Source organism: Sphingomonas sp. BL-S-05, from assembly GCF_055521695.1.
Genome location: NZ_CM145499.1, coordinates 275,986 through 295,482, shown reverse-complemented (window position 1 = coordinate 295,482; position 19,497 = coordinate 275,986). Strand labels below are relative to the sequence as shown.

Genomic DNA, 19,497 nt, shown 5'->3' with positions numbered 1-19,497 from the left:
GACCCACAAGTGGACGTTCAGGCCACTCTACTCGCTTCCCAGCTTCGGTCATTCATTCATTTAGACTGATCTGCTCGCCGTAAGCGACGTGTCGAGGATGCGGAACGGCGAAAAATGGGACGAAGCCGCCGTTCCCACACGACGGCTTCAACGGCAGGTCCATCACCGGAACCGGACGCGTGCCGAACGATCCGCTCGACAAGAACTGTGGTTGCTGCTGGGTTGTCAGCGGTATGTCGGGATTTATGTGAAAGAACGGCAGAAGCAGCCGTGCCTTTTGCTCACATTCAGCTTTGCCCTCAGAAGGCAGAGGCCACAGCATTCGAGTCCTGTCGAATGCTCCGACCTCCCCCTCATATATCTTTCGTCTTCCGCAGGATTATGGCCGTCTTGTAAGTGACCAGTCGAAGATGTTTTGCGGTTGAAGCCTAGGAGCCGTGGACTCTTAGGATTCCCAAGGCTGATGTGATCTGATTCAAGGTTGCTTTCTATGGGATGCAATCATGGGCGTGCTGGATCGTCTGATCTTGGGTGATGAGCAGTGGGAACGGATGTCGCGCCACATTATCGGCGACGAGCGGACGCGCGGTTCATCGGGGCGGGACAACCGGATGTTCGTGGAAGCGGTGCTGTGGATCGTGCGGACGGGTTCGCCCTGGCGCGATCTGCCGGACGTGTTCGGCCCGTGGAACAGCGCGTTCCGCCGGTTCAGCCGTTGGAGCGCCAAGGGCATCTGGCACCGCATCTTCGCCGCCATGGCCGATGACAGCGACTTCGAATACCTGATCGTCGACAGCACTATCATTCGCGCCCACCAGCATGCGTCGGGCGCTAAAAGGGGGCTGAAGATCAGGCGCTCGGCCGTTCTCGCGGCGGCCTGAGCACAAAGATCCACATGGCTGTGCGCGGGCTTGGCAACCCCGTCGCCTTCCGGCTCACCGCCGGTCACCGTGGCGACGTGCCGCAGGCCGCGCCGCTCATCGCCGGGCTGTCGGCGCAGGTCGTGCTGGCCGATGGTGCCTACGATGCCGCGCACTTCCGCCAGGTCATTGCCGACAAAGGCGCCACCGCCGTAATCCCCAACACGCCCCAGCGTGCCAGCAAATACCCTTTCGACCGGCACCTCTACCGCGAGCGCCACCTCGTCGAATGCTGCTTCTCCCGATTGAAGCAGTTCCGCCGCGTCGCCACCCGCTTCGAGAAAACCGCCCGAAACTACCTTGCCATCGTCACTCTCGCCGCCACCATCCTATGGCTGCGGTAAGTGTCCACAACTCCTAAAGCGGGGGGGGGGGGGAGCATCTGTCCGCAGATGCTCCCCTACGACTCACCAGCGATAGCTCAGGCGGGCAGTGCCGCTGTGAACGTCGGTTCGAGCTGACATTTCGCTTTCGACGCGCATCCCCAAGGAAAGGTTGGGCGTCAACCGCAGCTCAGCATTCGCGGACAGTTGGCCAAGATCCGCCACCGGTGCCGCGCCGGCGACATGGAAGCCGTCCGTCTGATCCGCCTGGAACCTTGCCGCTACATCAGGATTGGACGATGCCCGATGAACCCACGCGGCGGTCATCCGCAGAGCCAACTGGCCCTCGCGACCAAGCGCAAAGCTGTTGTCGAATGCCGAGCCAAGTTCGAACCGCTTGTCCCAGGTCGACCGTTTGTCGAAGCTAAGGGCGAGAATGGCTGGCGATTGCGCGCTGGCCCGTTCCGAATAGGCCGGCGTAACAAAGTCCTGCACCTGCGCGGCGGCGTAGGGCGTGATCCCTGCGCTCCGCATCGACAGACGATACCCGGCTTCCAGCCGTCCGCCATAGTTTCGGGCGCGCAGGCTGCCGATATAGCTACCGCCAGCCAGCGGCAGGACCCGACCGAGCACGATATCGTGGCGACCGGCGGACAAGGTACCCGCGACATAGGCCGCATCGAAACGCCGGAGAGCATACGCCCCGAACTGGTACACGTCGGCCTTGCCATTGACCCCGTTGGCCGTCGCGAAGCCGCTCGCTCCGAGGCTCATTGCCATGCCAAAAGTGGTGTTCGCATCGAAGCGGTGATCGATACCCATGGCGAGGCCACGCATATGGGCCGACAAATGCCCCATACCGACATTCGGGTTGGCGGTCTCGATCGATCCGGTTAGCCCTTGTCCCCACAGGTTCCAATCCCTGCCATCATTGATGCCGCCCGGCGCACGGACCAGCGTCGCCATGAAGGCGGTGGACATCTGCGTGCCGACCGTGGACATCGCGGAGGTGGCTGCACCGCTGAGATTGTAATAGGCCTGGTCCAGATCAATGCGGTCCTTCATCGCCAGCAAGGTCGGAACGACGTTATGGAAGTGCGTCACGCCACCGGATTGGGCGTGGGCGATGACCTTGCCGATCACCTTGCCGCTTTCGGAAAGCGCGGCTGGCGCGAAATCGACCGTCGATGCCAGCGACACCTGACCGTTCCGGACGCTCAATGCGTGGCTCAGAATGACGCTGCTTTCGACCTTCAGCCCCGACACGTCGAGATCACCCGCCGCGCTGATGATGGTCTTCAGGATCGTACCGGGCTTGATCGCGCCGAGATTGAGCAGCGTCGGGCGCAACGTGCCGGCCAGCTTGCCGGTGCCCGTCACCTCGAAACTGTCGGCCGCGCCGGTCGCCTGATCGAGGCGGACCAGCAGCGACGCACCCTCGGACTGGATCAGCGACCCGTTGATCGTGACCTTGCCCAGGTTGCCCGCATTGGCCAGCACGCCCGCGTTGTTGAGCGTGCCGCCGCCGAGGTCGAGCGACGCGCCGGCGTTGATGATGGCTCCTTCCAGATTGTGCAGCACGTTCGTACCGCCCTGGGCCAGCTTCACCGATCCGATCAGCGTACCCTTGTTGGTGAAGGTCGTGTCACCCGAAAGGGTGTGGACGGTCCGGCCAGCGGCCCCATCCATCGTCGACAATGTGCCGGCATTGGTGATCTGGCTGATCGGGCTGTCGAGCAGCAGCGCGGACCCGCCGACGCCACCGGTGATCTGGACACCTTCGGCGATGTCGATGACCGGATCGTTCGAGGACATGGCGACGATTGCGCTCGATCCAGTTCCGCTGACATGCACGTTGGCGTTACCGGTGACGTAGACGATACCCGAACGGCCATCGCCTCCGGCGTCCTGGACGGCACTGGTCGTGCCGCCAAGTACGACACCGCCGCCGCCACGGATGGACTGGGCGATCACGCCATGCGAGTAATCGCCGGAGGTCGTGACGCTGTTGTTGATCGTGACGGTCACGTCGGACGAGCTACCCGATCCACGGACAAAGCTCGTCGAAACGGAGCCACTGTTCGACAGGACGACGCCGCCACCGCCGCCGACACTCTGCGCGATGATGCCAGGCGAGTTCCTACCATGGGTTTCGATCGCGGCATCGCTGGTCACGTTGACGGTTCCGGCATCTGCACCGGGCTGGCTGCCTCCAGATCTCGTGTTATTCGTTCTGCCGGCACTCCCGACGCTAGCCACGCCACCGCCGCCCAATGTCGCACTGTCGACCGCGATGGCGAAGCCGCCGCCCCCTGCAACGCTCTGCGCTACGATCCCAGGCGACGCGTCGGCGTTGGTGACGATCGCAGAAGCGTTGTTGATCGTTACTCCGCTGCTGAAGCCCACGACACCGCCGCCCAGTGCGGCCTCGCTGTGCCGCGTCAGAGACAGTCCGCCGCCACCCGAGACACTCTGCGCCACCAGTCCCGGCGAGTAGAGCGCCGACGTCGTGATCGTGCCGTAGTTGCTGACGTTGACCAAGCTCGAGCTCTGTCCCCCGGACCCGTACCTATAACCGAGCTGTACCCTATCGTTAAAGGTCGCGTTGTTCGTGGTCAGCATGCTGGCCAACCCGCCACCGGCGCTGATGCTTTGGGCAACGATACCGGCGGATTGCTGGCCATGCACGGTGACGTTCGCGTGCGAGGCGACGTTCACCGTGCTGGACGTGCTGGAATATGCGTCGCCGTCATACTGCCCCAACTGGGCGCTGCCCGATGCGCTATTACTCGTGCTGCCGGCCGCGAACGTCGCGACGCCACCGCCGCCGCCGATCGATTGCGCGACCAGGCCATAGCTGTTGCCCCCGGCCAGATCGATCGTCGTCGACCCGATGATCATATCGACCGTACCGGCATCATTATGGCCAAGGGCCCTGCTTCCGAGCGTGACGGGCGCGTTGATCGATCCTTCGGCGGCGACGTTGTCGATATGGAAGGACGCGATACCGCCCCCGCCACCGATCGACTGCGCGATGATGCCGCTGCTGTTGACGCCGGTGGTGGTCAGGGTCGCCCGCGTTCCGCCGGTGCCATCACCGGTTATCAGCGTGACGCTCTTGCCTCGCCCGGCGGCACTCGAATGGGTCGCGCCGAGGTTCAACGGCGCGGTGACGCTATTCCCCGCTTGGCCGCGCGCAACGTCGGAGATCGCCACACCGCCGCCGGCACCGATCGACTGCGCGATGATCGCGGTCGCCTGGTTGCCGGTGGTGCTGTAGCGGCCATATTCGGCGTTGGTGTAATCGGCAACGGAACCAGCGCCGACCGACAAGGAGCGATCCTCGTTCTTGCCACCCCCGATATAGTGATTGGCCAACCCGGTGACGTCGGCGCCATAGCCGGCACGCAGGTCGGCATTGTTCGCCCAATATTGCGAGACGTTGAACGCGGTCGGTGACCGCATATCGGCGGTGTTGACATAGTGGGCCTGCGCGGCCGCATTATTCTGACCGAAAGCGTTGATCAGATCGGTATAGCCCGCCGTATAGACTGCAGGGTCGAAACTCGCGCGGACCGAGACGTCTTCGCCGTTACCCTGGCTAGTGCTCGCGCCGACCTGGAAGGACATGCTGGTATCACCGGCGCTGATCGTCGCCAGTCGGGATACGGTGTTGCCACCGCCGCCGCCGATCGACTGCGCCATGATGGCGCTGGAACCGGCGCCACTGGTCGCGATCTTGCCATCGCTCCAGACATGGATTTTCTGGGCGTGCTGATTGCCGCCGCCCGCACCGCTGAGCGACAGGGATCCGCTACCGTTGCCGCCATCCGCCGCCGTGGCGCTGGCCACGCCCGCCGCGCCGCCGCCGCCGCCGACCGATTGCGCGAAAATGCCGTGCGACATGGTGCCCGAGGTCGTCAGAACGCTGCCACGCATCGCGGACACATAGACCTCGCCGCCCTGGCCGCCACGTCCACCCGAACCGCCGAGCGCCAGCGCCACGGCATAGGTGCCGCCATTGGCGTTGCTGATCGAGGTGCCGCCCGTGCCGCCGCCGCCGCCAATCGACTGACCGAACAACGCCGTGGCGAAGTCACCCGTGGTCGTCACCCGCGCCGCGCTTTGGATCTGCACCACGCCGCTGCTACCGCCATACGCGCCTTTCCCGCCAAGGCCCATCGATACCGCGACGCCAGATTCGGTCGACGACTCCGATCCGGAATCGTCGTTCGATACCATCGCGACCGCGCCTTCCTTCTTGTCTGTAGTTTTCGCCGTGGTCGCGGTCGTCACGGACCCGCCGGATCCGCCGCCGCCGCCGACCGATTGGGCGAAGACACCGTGGCTGTTGGCGCCCGCCGTCGTCACCGTGCCCGAAAGGAAGGTTGCGCACGATCCATCGTCCTTGAACGTGCCACAGACATAGACCCAACCGGCATCACCGCCGCCCTCGCCGGAACCGCCCAGGCCCAACGCGACTGACGTCGCGCCGCCGTCGCCAGTCTTGGAGGAAGCGGAACCGCCCGTACCGCCGCCGCCTCCGACCGACTGCGCGAAGACCGCGGCGGAATTGGCCGCATAGGTGCTGAGCGTACCCGTCGAACCGGCACGGACCTGACCACCGTTTCCGCCACCAGCGCCGGTGCCGCCGATCGATAGCGCGACGCTGGCCTTGCCCGCATTGGCTTCGGAACTGGTCGACCCGCCATTGCCGCCACCGCCGCCGATCGACTGCGCGAAGATCGCGTGCGCATTGGCGCCCCCGGTCGTGATCGTTCCGGTGTTTTCAACCTTCACGTCGCCACCCGGGCTGCTGGTGCCGCCCGCACCGCCTATGGCGATGCCGGCCGCATAGCCCCCACTGGCCCCGGCACCAGCACCCTTGTCGGTTCCTTGCCCGGTCTTCCCAGCAGAAGCCGCGCTATGACCACCGCCCGGCCCCGAACTGGCGGGCTTGGTCGAGGCGCTGGTGCTATTATCCTCCTCCTCCTCCGCCATCGCGGCCACCGCGCCGGCCGATGCCGCGCCGCCATTGCCACCGCCGCCGCCGACCGATTGGGCGAAGACACCCGCCGAGTTGCTGCCGGTCGCCCGAATCGTGCCGTCGTTGCGAACCAGCACCGCGCCGCCGGTGCCGCCACCGCCGCCCGAGCCGCCAAGGCCCAGCGACACGGCGGCAATACCACCCGATTCGGACGTTGCGTGCGCGGCACCCCCATTGCCGCCGCCGCCGCCGACCGACTGGGCAAACACGGCGGTCGCTTGACTGCCACTCGTAGTGATCCACCCATGGTTCAGGACGTCGACCGTATTACCGTTTCCGCCGCCGCCGCCGGTGCCACCGAGGCTGACCGAGGCCGCCGCGTTGCCGCCCTTGGAGTCGGACACTGCGGAACCGCCGTTGCCGCCGCCGCCGCCGATCGACTGCGCGAACACGCCGTTGGACAAGGCTCCGCTGGTCAGGACCGTAGCCGCGGTTTCGACATGCACGATACCGCCGTTACCGCCGCCGCCGCCGGCACCGCCGATGCTGATGCCCGCCCCAGCACCATTGTCGGGACTTTCCTCCGCGGCAGCATCACCCTTGCTGCTTTCGCCCGAACTTTCGCTCAGCTTGCTCGCGATCGCCAGCGTGGCCTTTCCGGCCATGTCGCCGACCAGCCCTGTCCACGCCGCGGCGCCCGCCTCCTCCAATGCGCCTTCCGCACCGGCGCCGCTGGCGGAAGTCGAGCCGCCATTGCCGCCACCTCCGCCGACCGACTGGGCGAAGATCGCGGTCGACATCTTGCCGCTGGTGCTCAGCGTGCCGCCATCGCGGAAGACGACCACGGCATCGCCGTTGCCGCCGCCACCGCCAAAGCCGCCGATCGAGACCGAAGCCGCATATTTATTGCTCGTTGCAGCCGACAGCGCCGACCCGCCATTGCCGCCGCCGCCGCCGATCGACTGCGCGTGGATCGCCTGCGAGTGATCGCCGGTCGTCACGATATCGCCGGTGTGCGGCATCGCCACGACCTGGCGTCCGGTCAGCGCCGTGTCCGTTCGACCTTGGGCATAGCCGGTAGTGATGAAATGATGGGCCGCCGCGCTCAGGTCGTCCCCGAACATCGTCTTCACATCGTCGTAGTTCGCCAGATATTGTGCCGCGTTGAATTTGTTCGGCGCACGGTCGAAATAGGTCGTGCGATGCCAGATCGCCTTGCTGATGTCGTCGCCCAACGCCGTGATGAGGTCGGCGTAAGAGGCGACATATTGATAGGGGTCGAACCCTACCGTGACCGTGCTGGCGGTATTGCCCGAACCGCCGCCGCCGCCGACCGCGACCGAAACGGCCGCCGACTTGGAGAACGACTTGGACACGGACGAGCCGCCATTGCCGCCGCTGCCCCCGATCGACTGCGCCAAAATGCCGGCCGATCCAGCACCGTCCGTATGGATGTCGCCATATTGCGCAACGGTGACGCGCTGCCCGGTGCCGCCCGCCGCACCCTTGCCGCCGACGGTCACGGAAACCGCGCCGGACTTGGTTTCCGGGTTCGGGGCGAGCGCCAGGCTGAAGGCCATGCTCGACCCGCCGTTGCCGCCGCTGCCGCCGACGGACTGGGCGATGATGCCAAGGGAGGTATTGCCGTGGGTGGCGATATCCCCCCGGTTGGAGACGAACACGGTGTCCGCATTCTGACCGCTGCCGCCATTGGCGCCATTGGCCCCGGCGCCGCTGACCGATAGCTTTGAATCGAGAACGCCGATCGATGCCGCGGCCGAGACGCTGGACCCGCCATTGCCCCCGCTGCCGCCGATCGACTGCGCGACGATACCGTGCGACAGTTCGGCCGCCGTCTCGACGTCGGCGGAGGCGTTGACGTAGACGGCGCCGGCCTTTCCACCGGTACCGCCGCCGCCGCCGATCGAGACGGCCGGTGCCGCCACGAGCGAGGCGCTGGCCGCGACCGTAAAGCCGCCGTTACCGCCCGCACCACCGATCGACTGCGCCACGATGCCGGAGGATTGATCCTTCAGCGTGCTGATCGACTGACCCATCATCGTGCCGATGGTGACGTTGCGCGCCTCGCCACCGCCGCCGCCAGCGCCGCCGAGAGCGACCGAGGGCGAGGCGATTCCAGCGATGGATCCCGCCACGGACCAGCCGCCCGATCCGCCGCTACCGCCGATCGACTGAACCAGCAATCCGGTCGATTGCGATCCATTGGTGGTGATGTCGACCTTCCGGTCGCTTAACGCGATCATGGCGTCGCCGGCTCTACCGCCAGCCCCGCCCTCCGCACCGATCGCAGCAGAGGCGGCAACACCTGCGGCAACACTCCCCGCAACCGTGAAGCCACCCGTGCCGCCGCTGCCGCCCATGCTCTGGGCGACGATGCCGGATGACACGGCACCCGCCGTGGAAACGTCCTCCGTCGTCGTAACAAAGACCGTCTGTGCCGTACCGCCGGGACCACCGCTACCCCCGATCGAAACGCTGAGCGCATCTAGGAACGATCCCGCGCCCGTTACGGCAAAGCCACCCGTACCGCCGCCGCCGCCCAGCGATTGGGCGAGAATACCGGGTGCATGACCCGCATTCGCCGTGGTGGCCAGCGTCTGGATGGCGCCGTGGTTTTCGACCGTGACGGTGCCGCCGCGAAGGCCGGCCCCGGCGCTGCCGCCGATACCGACAGCCAAAGCACCACTACCGCTAAGCGCTCCGGATATAGCACCCCCGCCGTTACCGCCGCCGCCGCCGATCGATTGTGCGACCAAAGCACCCGCGCCGCCACCCCTTGTCGTGAGCGCGCCGTAGTTGTGGACTGTTACGCCTGCCGCATAGCCACCAGCGGCGCCGCTGCCACCGATCGACAGCGCGGCGGCATTGCCGGTAGACACAAGGGCGAGCGAACCGTTCATCGCGAAACCGCCGTTTCCGCCGCCCCCACCGATAGACTGCGCCACGATAGCGCTGCTGGCGTACCCGCCCGTGGTGATATTACCGGTGCCGTAGGTGGAATTGAACGCGGACGACGCATTGCGGACATAGACGCCGTTGCCATCACCGCCCGTCCCACCATTGCCGCCGAGCGAAAGGCCGAGCGATAGATATCCCGATCCTTGCAATCCGAGCGCCATGCCACCCGATCCGCCGCCGCCGCCGACGGACTGCGCGCTGATGCCGGGCGCATTCCTCCCCTCGGTCGTGATCGTGCTGCCATTGTTGAACGCCGTAACGACGCCACCGTCGTTGCCGGCCCCGCCCTTGCCGCCGACGGTGAGGCCGATAGCCGCGAAGCCACCGACAGCGCCGCTGACGGAGAACCCGCCGCTGCCGCCGCCGCCGCCGATCGACTGGGCAAACAGACCTGCGGAATCGTCACCGTTCGTCGAGATGTTCACGCCATTCGTAGCGGCATACACCTCCCCGCCTTTGCCGCCCGAGCCGCCTGAACCACCGAACGACAAATTCAGAGCCGCGATTATCGAGTCCGCCCGGGAGATCGCATAGCCGCCATGGCCGCCACCGCCGCCGATCGACTGTGCAAGGATACCGGGGGAGGCCGCGCCTGCCGTTGCAATCGTCTTGCCGTGCGCTACGCCACCCGTTGAGGGGGCGCCGATGGCAGTCGATGTGCAGACCGCATTGCCCCTTAAATCGGTGTAGCTGTCGCAGTTGACGCCAACGCCGCCACCATTCCCGCCGCTACCGCCGCTACCCCCATGGGAAACGCTGATGGCCGTCAAACCACCTTTGGCAACCGACAGGGCACCACCGCCGGAACCGCCGCCACCGCCCACCGACTGCGCGAAAATGCCGGCCGAATTCAGTTCATTCGTGCTGATGGATCCCGCGTTCACGACGCCGACGCCGCCGCCCGCGCCGCCATTGCCGCCCGCGCCTCCAACAGCATGGGCGCTGGCGAAGAACAGCGAGGTCGCTTTCGCCTTTGCGAACGCGCCGTCACCGCCCCCGCCGCCGACCGACTGTGCGAAGATGCCGTAGGAATTCCCTCCGACATCTTCGAGCGCATTTGTATTCAGGGCACACGTCGTCCCGGTGCAGATATCTCCCGAATTGTACAGGAAGACGCGACCGCCATCGCCGCCGCCGCCGCCGCTGCCGCCGATCGCCGAGGTATGCTCACCGCTGGCATAGGCCATACCCCCCTTGCCACCGCCGCCGCCGACCGATTGCACGTACAGGCCGGCCGATGCCAGATCATAGACCGACACATTGCCGCTGTTACCCAAACTGGCCGTGCCGCCACTGCCGGCGGCGCCCCCGCTATTGCCCAGGACGCGCCGTCCGCGCTTGGCGCCTGCATCGCCGCCGCCGCCGCCGACCGATTGAACCCCTATCCCGACCATCCCTTGGGGATTGCAATAATTCAGCAACGTTTCGGTGCAGTTGGGTGCGTTGGGATAGCCGGCCCGAATGTTGGCGGAATTGCTGACATTCGCCCAGCCGCCATTGCCGCCGCCGCCACCCGAGCCACCATATCCGCCGCCGTTCAGCCCGGCATCACCACCAAATCCACCGATGCTCTGTGCGAAAATGCCGCTACCGCCGCCCGTGCTGATCAACGCACGATTGTCGATGAAGGCGTTGCTTCCGTTACCGCCAACCCCGCCTGATCCGCCCGCGGCGGAATTCGTGGTCGTGCCGTCGGCGTTACGGAAAATACCACCACCACCACCGGCACCGCCGCCGCTCTGGGCCACGATGCCGAACGCTTGACCGACCGTGTCGGCCATTTCTCCAGTGATCCTCATCGGCACGTAATTGGTTATATAGACGCCTGCGGCGTCGCCGCCGTACCCGCCTTCGCCGCCACGGCTGCCACTTCCCTCCTTTACAGCGCCACCCGTGCCGCCATTGCCGCCCAGGCTTCGGGCAACGATGCCGGAGTTGCCGATCTCCCATCCGTTCGGCGGCTTGTAGGCATTACCGTCATGCAGCGTGATATTGACGTCGCGGCCGTTTCCACCGCGCCCACCGACTTCGCCATGATAGTCGCATTTGTCAGATTGCGATGCGCCGCCGGTTCCGCCACGTCCACCATTATTGCTCGCCGCCACCAGCGTACCACGATATACATAGTCGTTGTGCGGTGTGACGTACGACTGATCGTAGTTGATATTCCCGCTGGCGTCCGACCCCCATGTGCCGGCCGTAGGCCCACGGCACTTGCTGGATCTCGATCCGGCACCCTCCTGTCCATCGGTTCCCTCGACCCGCAGTTGCGTCGAATAATAGGCGTCGCCCCAATCAACGAGCTTATCGTCCTGTGCGTGGGCCGGCGTGGACAACATCGTCACCACATTCACGGCGACTGCCAGCGTCGACGCCGACGAAAGGAACGTTCTGCGCATGCAACCCAATGCCCCCTGTGTTTCAGGAAGCCCGGACGAAAACGCGTCGATGCCGATTTTGGTGAACTGATTCGATCCGACGACCGGACGAAATCTTTTCTACCTAGCCAACGAGCTAACCAGCTAATCCTCGACACGAACCTCATCACGAGCTTCTTACCACGCCGAGAATTAATCTGGATCAGTTAACAACGAATTCACGCAAACATCATGTTGAAGACGAGATCCCAATATTTGGTCGCTATATGATTGAAATATATTGAAAAATATAGGGTTGGCCCGCCGGCCGTTCAGTAATGCGCTACAGCGTGATCGCGACCATTGGATACTCTACTTCAGGGAATCCTATAAATTAGTAGCCTCGACAGGTTGTGCAGGATCGCTGTCATCGGTCGTCTGCGATCGGCATGGCGCAACGTTGCCGGGCGAATTTGCGCTGGGAACGGCTGGTTTTGACGGAAGCTGATCTTTAACGCGAAATCAGCGAACGGCGTATGTTGGTCGGGAGCTGCCGCCCTTCCCTTCTGTCCCGCCGACCAGGTGCAGAGGTTGGCGACCCCAATTTCGTAGGCGCAGTTTCTGCCGTTCGCTCATCTCGCGTTGGCGCAGGTTCCTAGTGTCACAATCGCGGTCGTGGCACATTGCTCAAATTAAACCAGCGCAGCCATTTTCCTGAGCCAGCCCTCGATCTCACCGCAAGGATCACGATCGCGAACTTGGGTGGCGGTCATGTGACTGAATGCCTTCGAGAGATACCCCTTGGATTTGTCGGCCCCCATTCTCCCGTCGAAGTTTCGCTTAGCCGAGAACGCGATTGCGAACGCTTCGGGGACAGACGGCAATCCTTCGGCGGGATGGTCAACACAAACCACGTCGACATCGAAGGCAGCTTTAATTGCGTCGGCGTGCAGGTAGCACTCTATCTCATGCTTCTGTGTTTGGGCCGCCCACGAGCCGAGACCGTCGGCTCGCCCATTCACCTCTGCAACCGATGCCGCATATTTTGCGACGTCTGAGTCGTAAATGTGCGCCTCAGGCCGGTGCATATTACGCAGGTAGTTCTCGGTGACCCAGTGCTTGAGCGTTGACCCTCCTGCAGGAATGAACGCGAAACGCTCATCGATCATCAGGTTCGGTATCGTGTCATCCTCTGCGTGCAGTGCTGCACTGAGACACTTCAGTGCCGTGACATCCGTAGGTCCTTCGACGCAGATGAGCACGCGCACTCTGCTGTCGGGAGTAAGGCCGAGAGCCTTCGCCACGGTGTCGAAGATGTCCACGCCGGCCTTGACTGCTGGCGTTGCCGGCGGACCTTCACCGGGAACAAACCGAATACTCTCTATAGGGAGGTCAGCTGCGAGCCCTGGACTGTGAGTGGTGAGGATCACTTGACAATGAGGTGCCGTCGCAATCTCTTTGAACGCATCAATAAGGACCCGCTGATTTGCCGGGCGCTGCGACGTCTCGGGCTCCTCAATCGCGTAAATAAGGTTCCGCTTCGACGAGCTCGTCAGCTTCCGTTCCGCTTCGGCTTTGAAAAAGCTTACCAGGATAAGCCTACGTACTCCGCTTCCGCGCTTGTTCAGAGGGATCCGATCATCGGTATCCATGCCGAGCGAAAAGAGGCCCATCCACTTGGCTGCAGTCGGCGGAACAAACTTGGCGGAGCAAGGCGCTCAGCGAGAGCCTTATCCGGTTGCGGGGGCGACGGCTGAAGCGCGAGCCACCGCTGCGCTAGGTCAGCGTCCGCCAGCGCATCGGCGAGGCCATATTTGACGGCCATGGCGTAGGTCCGCTCACGGAATTCGGGATCGCCCGTCACAATCACGCGGCCGTCCGATTTTTGAACGGCAAGACGAAACGCCGCGAGCATGGCCACCTCGTCCCGTGCGATCACGTCGATTGCCTCACCCCTGTCGAGGAAGGCTGTGGGACCATCGGCTTTCCGGGCGTAGCGGACGCCGTCCGAGCAGGGATAGGCCTGAAATCCATCGATCGACGGCAGATCGGCCGGGCGCTTGCCGCCCCCTACTCCGAAGCTGGGGAACGCCCTTGTGCTATGGCGATGACGCCACGCTTCGGCAAAGGGCCCTTCCCCCTGCTCATAATACCAGCTTTCCAGATTTGGCGGGGGCCGTTTGGGCGCCTTTTGCCTGGCGAGGGCAGCCGCGCGTGCGCGATCGGTGGCATGCTCCGACGATGCGACGTCGCGCTTGGCTTTCTGCCACCTTTTCCACCGCTCGAGCTCCCCGCGATATTCATCAGCCCTGAAGGCCTTCGCTAGCCGATCCCTCTTCGCGTCACGGGCCGCGATTTCCACAGCGGCCGTCCGCGGGACGAAGTCCCCAAGGCGCTTTTCCAAGCGCACGCGGGTGATCGACCGATCGACGGCCGATGCTCGTACCTTCTCGTTTCCAACCGACAGGATGACGCCGTCCGTCCCGATGGTGTCATAGCTGATACCAACCTCGGCGAGCGACCGATGCAACGTGTCCCACGATCGCGCCGCCCGGATCAGGGGCACGGCTTCCTCCTGGGCGATGCGTTGCGCGGAACGATAGCCCGTCCGGGTTTCGAACGCCGCGGCCTTCTGGGAGATCGGTTTCCGATCCGCATCGACGCGCGCCGCTGCCCCGGCACTCATCACCACCCGACCATCGACCACCTGATAGCGCGCATCGGCTTCGGCCTGCCAGCCGAACCGATCGACGATCAGGGCAACCGCCTGATGCGCTGCCTCGAGCGTGAAGCCATCGTTGATCTCGATCATCCGCCCGGCAAGCGGATCAAAGCGATTGAGCGCGATATGGACGTGGCGGTTGTCGGTGTCGCCATGGCAAGCATAGATGCACGGCTGGTCGCTGACGCCGAGATGCTCAAGGAACATGCCGACCGCTTCGTCAATCTGGGTAGGCGTCGGCAACTCGCCCTCACGCCAACTCAGTAGCCAGTGGTCGATCGGATTGGGGCTGCGGGTCGCCGCCTGCGCGACGGCGATCATCTCCGCGCGTTGCCCCTTGATGGCGGTGCTGACGAAGTTGCGACCACCGATGTGGAACAGGCGCTCGCCTTTCGTGCCGCCGAGCTTCTCGCGCAGCATATAGGCGACCTGATAATCCCTCTCCTCGCTCTGCTTCTCGGGCTGCCGGAGATAGTCGACAAGGTTGCGAGCATGCCTTGCCCGCTCGGTGGTCGCATTGCGTCCGGCAGGGCGCGCCGGGATTCGTTTCACGATCACGGGGCGTCAGCCTTTTCGCTGTCATCGACCATATCGTCTAATTCGTCAGCTAATCGGAGAATCGTAGCGCACACATCGCCGAGCGTGGTGGCAATGATGAGCTCATCGACATGATGCGTCTCTGCCAACTTCTGGATGCGGCGACCCGCGGCATGCAGCACGGCGATCTTGCGCAGGGCATCGCGATTGCGCACACCACCACCGAACAGACGGGCACGAATGTATGTAGAAAGCCCGACTTCACCGGCTTCGCTGAGCAGGCGCTGCCGCTCCTCATCAGTCACCCGGAATACGATGCGGTCGCCGGAATCCTTCCTCGGCGGACGTTTGGCGCGTGCCTTTCGAGGAGATCGGCTGGCTTGGTTCTCGCTCACGCCACTTCCCCTGCGACAAGCCTCCGGCGCGGAGCAGGACCCGCAATGCGGCCGGTGGTGTCATACACCACCCATCCTGCTACCTTATTTCCTCCTTCTACTGTGCGGAGGCGAGAGCCGAAGTGCGTGCTCCTTCTCACTTGGGTGCGCACCCTCTTTCTTCTGTCCTGCCCAGTCCACCGGGCTGGCTTGGCGCGCGTCATGCGCGGTCCCCCTTCGAGCGCGTGGGGCGCGCCTGCCGCAGTTTTTGCGGCAGGAGGTGGATGGTCCGCTGGTCGGGCAGATGGCCGGTCACGGTAGGGATCTTCGCCACCGTGACCTTGAGCTTTTCGAGCGAGGCACGGCCCGGATAGCGGGTCATGCCCTCGCCACCGGTCCCCTTGTGGCCGAGCAGATCGTTGCGGAACTCGATGAACACCTCCTGGTCCTTCAACTCGTCCGAGACGGTGTGGCGGGCGGAGTGCATCGCCTGACCGCGCTTCCGGTCTGGCACGCTCGGCGCGATATAGATCCACCACAGCTTGTAAAAGACATTGCCCAGCTTCCGCTTGGTATCGCCGCCGGGCACAAACTCGGGGAACAGCAGCGTCTCGCCAGCCGCGCGCATCGCCTCGACATAGCGCAGGAAGCCGAGCCGGATCAGTTCGTCGGCAATAACGATCACGCGCCGGGCGGACTTATTCTTGATCCGCCCGGTGATGGTGGGGCGGATCAGCAGATAGTCGATACCATGCCGCTCCTCGACATCGTCGAGCATGAGCTTGGCCAATTCCTCGCGCCGCGCACCGGTGTACCAGACGAGCAGCAGCAGATAGAACAGGCCATCGTGGATGATCTTGGAGCCGGGCTTCAGTCGCTCCTCGGTGCCGACGCAGCCCGTCCATGGCGGCAGGCGGAAGATCGCCTCGCCCTGCTCCCGCGTGTAGCGCAGTCGTGCTTCGCGCTCATCCTTATCGATCGGGGCCGTGAACTCGCCAAAGTCGATCGGCTCGGCGATGGGCACCGCCTTGCGCGTGAAGCTGTGGATCTGGCCCAGTTTGTTGAAATGCTTGTTGGCGGTGCCGGTGGACAAGCCGATCTGGTCCATCGGCACGTCGCCCGTCTCGACTCGATCGGCGAACACGGCCGCGGCCTGTTCCAAGCTCTGCCCGAGGTCGTGATCGCCAGCCGCCTTGCCATAGTTGACGGAGAGCTGATCGAACCATTTGTCCAGCTTGACGATGTCCGCCTTGGTAACCCGCCACATCGGCGTGCCGGACGGCAGCGACTTCTGTAGAAGCACAGCGGCCCATCGAATCTGGCGCAGCGTCTGTTCGCCTACGCTGTCCTTCTCGCGCTTGCCGCCCTTGCGATGCTCCAGCAAGCGGGGCGTCGTGGCGATCATGCGCTCTGCTGCCTCGACGGGGGTGCAATGCAGCCAGTCGTCCGGCACCGCTGGCGTGGCACCGACCGGCGCCGGATGAACGCCAGCGACGGGCGAAGGAGACGGCTGCGCCGGGGCAGGCGTGGCTGAATTGCCAAGCGACGCCATCCCCGGCGTGGCCGCGCCTCGAAGCTGCGCCTCTGCGGCGGCATAGACGTCGCGGTACGCTGGGTAGAGGGCAAGCTCCAGCATCCAGCGCAGCCGATCATCGATCGCGAAACCGGCGGCGGCAAGATGACGATCGATCTCCTCCTGCCGGATCGGGTCGATGCCGCGCTCCTCCCGCATGGCGATGATCCTGCGCAGGCCGGCGATCCGCTGCGCGCTCCAGCCCTCCGCCTCCAGTTTGCGCTCTTCGGCCGGCAGAAAGGACATATGGCCGCCCTGGTTCTTCAGTCGCTCGAAATAATCGATGAACGCCAGATTGGCGGCCGAGTGGTTCTCGACATCGTATGGCGTCGATCGCTGCAGGGTGCACACCTCCGCCAGCCGCTCCTCGTACATCGCCTTGGCGATCGTCTGGAGCTCCTGCTCGGTGATATCGGTCTTCTGCCTGGCCCGCCTGTCGAGCATCTCCAGCACCTTCGGCGTCACCGCCGTGAGCGCCGCCCCCATGTTGCGCGCTGCCTTCCGGTCGGTGGTCCGCAGCGACAGCCGGACATCTAGGGTGCCATTATCCAATAAACGGTGAATTCGGCGCCACCAGAAAATATGCCCGCGCCGATATACATGCTGAAGACAGTCCAAAACCGCGGCCTTCCCGGCCAGCGCATTGGCACAATCCGATGCACAATTGTGCAGGTGCCAACGGCCGACCCTTATAGTCAGCCAGCATCTTCAAACACTTAGCAGCCAATTGGCTGGGATTTCAGGCAGATGGCTGGGGCGGCAGGATTCGAACCTACGAATGCCGGTACCAAAAACCGGTGCCTTACCGCTTGGCGACGCCCCAGCGACCGCGCGTTGCGCGGTGGTGGGGCACTAGGGGGATTGTCGTTGTTGTGCAACCGGCTTTGTGGGGAAACCTGTACGCGCTGGGTCGTTGAGGCGGAACACAGCCAGGAAGGAACATTCATGTCGACCAAGAGCCCCGCCGAAATCCGCGAAACCATGTGGAAGGCGATGGCCGCCAGCCCCTATGTCATGCTCGGCCTGACCGGCAAGCACCAGCATTCCGAACCGATGTATGCCGTGCTCGACGAAGAAGCCGACAGCGAATTCTGGTTCTATACCAAGCGCGACAACCGCGCGGCCGAGGGCGGTCCGGCGATGGTGCAGTTCGTCGCCAAGGGCCATGACCTGTTCGCCTGCATCGCCGGCACGCTGACCGAGGAAAGCGACCCCGCCGTCATCGACAAATATTGGTCGAAGCAGGTCGAAGCCTGGTACGAACAGGGCCGGCAGGACCCGTCGCTGCTGATGCTGCGCTTCGACCTCGACAGCGCCGAAATCTGGGAAACCGACCAGTCGCTACTCGGCAAGCTGAAGATGTTCACCGGCCAGACGATCAAGGGCGGCGACGAAGCCGGTAGCCACGCCAAGGTCGACGTCTGATATGAAAGAGGGCGGGGGTTCGCGCCCCCGCCCTCTTCCTTTCCGCTAGCCGTCCGGTCAACCGGCGTGGCGCGCGATCCATTCCTCCAGCACCGGCGCGATGCGGTTGCGCCATTTCGACCCGTTGAAGATGCCGTAATGGCCGACTTCCGGCGCCATGTGATATTGCTTCAGTTCGTCCGACAGGCCTGTCGCCAGCGTCAGCGCGGCGCGGGTCTGGCCCAGCCCCGAAATATCGTCGCGCTCCCCTTCGATCGCGAGGATCGCCGTGTCGGTGATCGCACCCGGATCGACCGGCCGCCCGCGATGCTTCATCGTGCCCTCGGGCAGGGCATGGGTCTGGAACACCACGTCGATCGTCTGCAGATAGAATTCGGCGGTCATGTCGCACACCGCGCGATATTCTTCGTAGAAGCGCTGGGTCGTCCCCGCCCCCTCGCCATCGCCCTGCACCAGATGCTTGAACATCTCCCAGTGCGAGATCATGTGGCTGCCGAGGTTCATGGTCATGAAACCGGCGAGTTGCAGAAAGCCCGGATAGACGCGACGGCCGGCCCCGGGATAGGTCATCGGCACGGTCGCGATGACATTCTGTTCGAACCAGGCATGCGGCCGTTCGGTCGCCAGCGTATTGACCGCGGTCGGCGCTTCGCGCGTGTCGATCGGCCCGCCCATCATGGTCAGTGTGCGCGGACGGTTGGGATGCCGGTCCGCGCCCATCAAAGCGGTCGCGGCATAGACCGGCACCGACGGCTGACACACCGCCAGCACATGGGCCCGCGCATCGCCGGTCTCGCCCATCTTTTCGAGGAAAGCGGTGACATAGTCGATATAATCGTCGAGGTCGAAACGGCCCGCCGACAGCGGCACCAGCTTCGCATCGCGCCAGTCGGTGATGTAGACGTCGGCCGACGGCAGCATCCGTTCGACCGTACCGCGCAACAGCGTCGCATAATGGCCGCTCATCGGCGCGACGATCAGCAGCTTCGGTCCGCCTTCGACGCCTTCACGAACGAAGCGCTTGAGTTGTCCGAAGGGGCGGCGCAGCACGATCTCCTCGCGCACCGCCACCTGCCTGCCATCGACCGTCGTGCTGGTCAGGTCGAAGGCCGGCTTGCCGCGCGGGGCGGCGGCATGGGCGAACACCGCCAGCGCCGATCCGAGCACCGGCCCACCGCCGAAATAGGCGAAGGGGTTGCTGGGGTTCTGCAGCAGGCCCGCGCCGAAATTGGCCATCGCGCTGGCACCGGCGAGCAACGAGCGTTGCCATTCATAAGTGTCGTACAACATGGGGCACCCC

The 19,497-nt window shown here is 64.4% G+C and carries 9 protein-coding genes and 1 tRNA gene; 2 read left to right on the top strand and 8 right to left on the bottom strand.

What is annotated here, in order from left to right; translation table 11 throughout:
• Positions 1-52 precede the first annotated feature (52 nt).
• On the bottom strand, positions 53-322 hold the full coding sequence (locus ACZ1JS_RS01295; protein WP_465167362.1) for a hypothetical protein: 270 nt from the start codon (positions 320-322) through the stop codon (positions 53-55).
• Positions 323-503: 181 nt separating this feature from the next.
• Here ACZ1JS_RS01295 and ACZ1JS_RS01290 point away from each other — a divergent pair.
• Positions 504-1,264, top strand: a protein-coding gene (locus ACZ1JS_RS01290) for an IS5 family transposase (RefSeq protein WP_465167361.1) whose coding sequence is annotated in 2 segments (ribosomal slippage) — positions 504-834 and positions 834-1,264 — 762 coding nt in all. Because the reading frame shifts where the segments join, the coding sequence is not laid out codon by codon here.
• Positions 1,265-1,327: 63 nt separating this feature from the next.
• Here the strand turns inward: ACZ1JS_RS01290 and ACZ1JS_RS01285 are convergent.
• From ACZ1JS_RS01285 to ACZ1JS_RS01260, 6 genes are all read right to left on the bottom strand, one after another.
• Positions 1,328-11,608 carry a hypothetical protein gene (locus tag ACZ1JS_RS01285; RefSeq protein ID WP_465167360.1) on the bottom strand — a complete coding sequence of 3,427 codons (10,281 nt, stop codon included), beginning with the start codon at positions 11,606-11,608 and terminating at the stop codon, positions 1,328-1,330.
• Positions 11,609-12,258: 650 nt separating this feature from the next.
• Complete coding sequence (locus tag ACZ1JS_RS01280; protein ID WP_465167359.1) at positions 12,259-13,218, bottom strand: ATP-dependent nuclease; 960 nt, start codon at positions 13,216-13,218, stop codon at positions 12,259-12,261.
• Positions 13,191-14,846, bottom strand: a complete 1,656-nt coding sequence (locus tag ACZ1JS_RS01275; RefSeq protein ID WP_465167358.1) for a relaxase/mobilization nuclease domain-containing protein — start codon at positions 14,844-14,846, stop codon at positions 13,191-13,193. Before ACZ1JS_RS01275 ends, ACZ1JS_RS01280 begins: the two co-directional genes overlap by 28 nt.
• Complete coding sequence (locus ACZ1JS_RS01270; protein ID WP_465167357.1) at positions 14,843-15,220, bottom strand: hypothetical protein; 378 nt, start codon at positions 15,218-15,220, stop codon at positions 14,843-14,845. Before ACZ1JS_RS01270 ends, ACZ1JS_RS01275 begins: the two co-directional genes overlap by 4 nt.
• A gap of 199 nt (positions 15,221-15,419) precedes the next feature.
• Positions 15,420-17,258 carry a site-specific integrase gene (locus ACZ1JS_RS01265; protein ID WP_465167356.1) on the bottom strand — a complete coding sequence of 613 codons (1,839 nt, stop codon included), beginning with the start codon at positions 17,256-17,258 and terminating at the stop codon, positions 15,420-15,422.
• A 262-nt stretch (positions 17,259-17,520) separates the two neighbouring features.
• A tRNA-Gln gene (locus ACZ1JS_RS01260) sits at positions 17,521-17,595 on the bottom strand.
• A 122-nt stretch (positions 17,596-17,717) separates the two neighbouring features.
• Here ACZ1JS_RS01260 and ACZ1JS_RS01255 point away from each other — a divergent pair.
• Positions 17,718-18,197 carry a pyridoxamine 5'-phosphate oxidase family protein gene (locus ACZ1JS_RS01255; RefSeq protein ID WP_465167355.1) on the top strand — a complete coding sequence of 160 codons (480 nt, stop codon included), beginning with the start codon at positions 17,718-17,720 and terminating at the stop codon, positions 18,195-18,197.
• A gap of 57 nt (positions 18,198-18,254) precedes the next feature.
• On the opposite strand, the gene ACZ1JS_RS01250 is transcribed toward ACZ1JS_RS01255, so the two are convergent.
• Positions 18,255-19,487, bottom strand: coding sequence for a polyhydroxyalkanoate depolymerase (locus ACZ1JS_RS01250; protein ID WP_465167354.1), 1,233 nt, complete (start codon positions 19,485-19,487; stop codon positions 18,255-18,257).
• Positions 19,488-19,497: the final 10 nt, after the last annotated feature.